Origin of the sequence: Microbacterium sp. CCH5-D1, from assembly GCF_001557335.1 — a bacterium.
GTDB lineage: Bacteria > Actinomycetota > Actinomycetes > Actinomycetales > Microbacteriaceae > Microbacterium > Microbacterium oxydans.
On record NZ_LSJW01000088.1, the window covers coordinates 1 to 3,182 of the forward strand.

The following is a 3,182-nucleotide window of genomic DNA, read 5'->3' on the forward strand; positions in this document are numbered from 1 at the left end:
CTCATCGGCGGTCGAGCCATCGTCGAAGCCTCGGGCGGTGTCACCCTCGACACGGTCGGCGAGATCGCACGCACCGGCGTCGACGTGATCTCGGTCGGAGCTCTGACGCATTCCGCCCGCGCCCTCGATCTCGGCCTGGATCTGCGGATCGACTGACGGTCATGCTCTACCTCGATCACGCGGCGACCTCACCGGTGCGTCCGGAGGTGCTCGAAGCGATGCGTCCCTTCCTCACCGGGGTGTTCGGCAATCCGTCGAGTCACCATACGGCGGGCGAGGCCGCGGCGAGCGCCCTCGACGGCGCCAGGGCACGGGTGGCCCGCGTGCTGGGGATGCGGACGAACGACGTCGTGTTCACCGCAGGAGGAACAGAGGCGAACAACCTCGCGGTCAAGGGCATCGCGCTCGCCGCTCTGGAGGCGGGACGGCGCCACCTGGTCATCTCCCCCATCGAGCACGAGTCGATCCTCGAGTCCGCCGGGTATCTCCGACGCTTCCACCGCGTCGAGGTGACGATGATCCCGGTGGACTCCCGAGGGCGTATCGCCCCGGATGCGCTGACCGCGGCCATCAGGGAAGACACGTCGCTGGTGTCGTTCGGTCACGCGAACAACGAGATCGGGACGGTGCAGGACGTCACAGCCCTGGCAGCCGTCACGAGCGCGGTGAAGGTCCCCCTGCACCTCGATGCCGTGCAGTCGGCCGGGTGGCTTCCCCTGCGGGATCTCGGTGCCGATGCGTTGTCGATCGCTGGTCACAAGCTGGGTGCCCCCAAGGGCATCGGTGCGCTCGCGGTCCGCGGACGCGTTCCCGTGGAGCCTCTGCTGCACGGCGGCGGTCAGGAACGCGGTCGACGATCCGGCACCGAGAACGTCGCGGGAGCGGTGGCGTTGGCGACGGCCCTGGAACTCGCCGAGCGGGAGCGAGAACTCGTGGCGGCGCGGGTCGCCGCCACGAGCCTACGCTTCGCCGCCCTGGTACTCGCCGCCGTGCCTGCAGCAGCACTCACCGGCGACCCGGTGCATCGTCTGCCCGGCACCGTGAGCTTCACGTTCGCCGGCACCAGCGGGGAGGCCGTGCTGCTCGAGCTCGAGCGCCGCGGAGTGATCTCCTCGAGCGGATCGGCGTGCGCGGCGGGTAGCGACGACCCCTCGCACGTGCTGCTCGCCTGCGGAATCGCCCCCGAGGTCGCACAGACGTCGGTGCGCTTCACGTTCGGTCGCGAGGAGCTGGCAACGGACGCTCCCGAGCGCCTGGCGGCGCTCGTCGCGGAATCCGTGCGCGCGGCCCGGGGCTGATGCCCGGCCATAGACTCGGCACGTGACTGCCTCCGCCCCGATCGTGACGCTGATCGTCCCCGGACGCGACATCGCCGCCTTCGCCCCCGCTGCGCTCGACTCGCTCCGCGCACAGACCGAACCCCGCTGGCGGGCGATCCTGATCGACGACGGTTCGACCGACGAGACGGGCGCGATCTTCGATAACGCGGCCTCCGCTGACCGACGTTTCACGACGATCCGCCATGACGCCTCCCGTGGCCTCGGCGCCGCCCGCAATGCCGGTCTCGCCCTGGTGGACACCCCCTACCTCGGCTTCCTCGACGGCGACGACGAACTGCGGCCGGACGCCCTCACCCGGATGACGCACACACTCGAACGGACCGGAAGCGATTTCGTCGCCGGAGCCTACGTGCGCGCACGCCCTCAGGGAGATGCGTACCTCGCCGGTCGCGTGCAGCCCTGGGTATCCGCAGCCACCTCCCCGGAGAGGCTGGGCACCACGCTCACCGCACATCCCCGGGCGGTGTCGAACATCGTCGCCTGGTCGAAGCTGAGTCGCACTCCTTTCTGGCATGATCTCCGCTTCCCGGAAGGCGTCGCCTACGAGGACCAGATCGTCGCCCAGCAGATGTACACCCGCGCACGGGCGTTCGACGTCATCCCGGATGTGGTCGTGCACTGGCGTCTCCGCGCCGACGGCACCTCGATCACCCAGGGCAAAGGTCGGCTCCCCGTACTGCGCGACTACCTGGCAGCTCTGCGCGGCGGCATCCGCGTGCTGCACGACGCCGGCGCACGTGCCTCGGTCGTAGCGCGGATCGAGCTGATCCTCGCCATGGACATCCCCTCACTCCTCGACATCGCGGAGCAGCACACCGACCCGGCATACGCCGCCGAGGTCGATGCCTTCATCGCCGAGCTCCGGGCACTCCCCGAGTTCGCCGATGCCACTCCAGACCCCTCCCTCGCCGCGGCTCTCGCCTGGTGAGCGCGGACCACCGATCGGCGGACACATGAACGACTACCTCTCCTCGCTGTTCTCCCTCGAGGGACGCACCGCTGTCGTGACGGGCGGCAGCTCCGGCATCGGTCGAGGGATCGCCACCGCGCTCGCTCGTGCCGGCGCGGCCACGGTCGTGGTCGCCCGCGGTGAGGAACGCATCAGCGAGACCGTCGATGAGCTGCGTGCGCTCGGCTGCCGGGCGACCGGTGTCGTCGGCGATCTCAGCACGAGGCAGGGAATCCACGCCGTCGCCGCAGCGGCTGTCGAGCCCTTCGGGGAACCGGACATCCTCGTCAACTCGGCAGGCATCAACATCCGGCCGCCCTTCCCCGACATCACCGAAGAAGACTGGGACGCCACGATGACGGTCAACGCGCTCGCACCGTTCCTGCTCGGCCAGCACTTCGCGAAGGGCATGGCCGCACGCGGATACGGCCGCCTCATCCACATCAGCTCCCAGCAGGCGCACCGGGCCTTCGTGGGCAGCGGTGTGTACGGTGCGTCGAAGGGTGCCGTGGAGTCGCTCATGCGCTCGGAGGCCGAGGCCTGGGGCGGGACGGGCGTCACGAGCAACACGCTGGTGCCGGGGTTCGTGCTCACGCCGTTGAACGCCCGCCTGCAACAGGACCCGGAGAAGGTCGCCGAGCTCGCGGCCCGCACGATGATCGGACGCAACGGTCTGCCGAGCGACTTCGCGGGTGCGGCGGTGTTCCTGGCCGGGGCAGGATCGGGCTACGTCACCGGTCACTCGCTGTTCGTCGACGGCGGGCTGTCGGTGCACTGACCTGAGACTGCACTGGCCTGAGACTGCACTGGCCTGAGACTGCACTGGCCTGAGACTGCTCAGGGCCCCGGCGGGTAGACCCGCTCGTCGGGTCTCGGCTTGGCCAGCAGAGGCA

The 3,182-nt window shown here is 69.9% G+C and carries 3 protein-coding genes and 1 pseudogene; all 4 read left to right on the forward strand.

What is annotated here, in order from left to right; translation table 11 throughout:
- Positions 1 to 156 (forward strand): annotated as a pseudogene (locus tag AX744_RS06075) (carboxylating nicotinate-nucleotide diphosphorylase); the annotation flags it as partial.
- Positions 157 to 161: 5 nt separating this feature from the next.
- Positions 162 to 1,298, forward strand: a complete 1,137-nt coding sequence (locus AX744_RS06080) for a cysteine desulfurase family protein (protein ID WP_061015830.1) — start codon at positions 162 to 164, stop codon at positions 1,296 to 1,298.
- Positions 1,299 to 1,320: 22 nt separating this feature from the next.
- Positions 1,321 to 2,268, forward strand: coding sequence for a glycosyltransferase family 2 protein (locus tag AX744_RS06085; protein ID WP_061015832.1), 948 nt, complete (start codon positions 1,321 to 1,323; stop codon positions 2,266 to 2,268).
- Positions 2,269 to 2,293: 25 nt separating this feature from the next.
- Positions 2,294 to 3,067: an SDR family NAD(P)-dependent oxidoreductase gene (locus tag AX744_RS06090; protein WP_061015835.1), complete on the forward strand. Its 774-nt coding sequence runs from the start codon at positions 2,294 to 2,296 to the stop codon at positions 3,065 to 3,067.
- Positions 3,068 to 3,182 lie beyond the last annotated feature (115 nt).

Bases quoted from the DNA above. Each gene is read 5' to 3' on its own strand.
- AX744_RS06090 (WP_061015835.1), top strand. From the start codon at position 2,294: ATGAACGACTACCTCTCCTCGCTGTTCTCCCTCGAGGGACGCACCGCT.
- AX744_RS06080 (WP_061015830.1), top strand. From the start codon at position 162: ATGCTCTACCTCGATCACGCGGCGACCTCACCGGTGCGTCCGGAGGTG.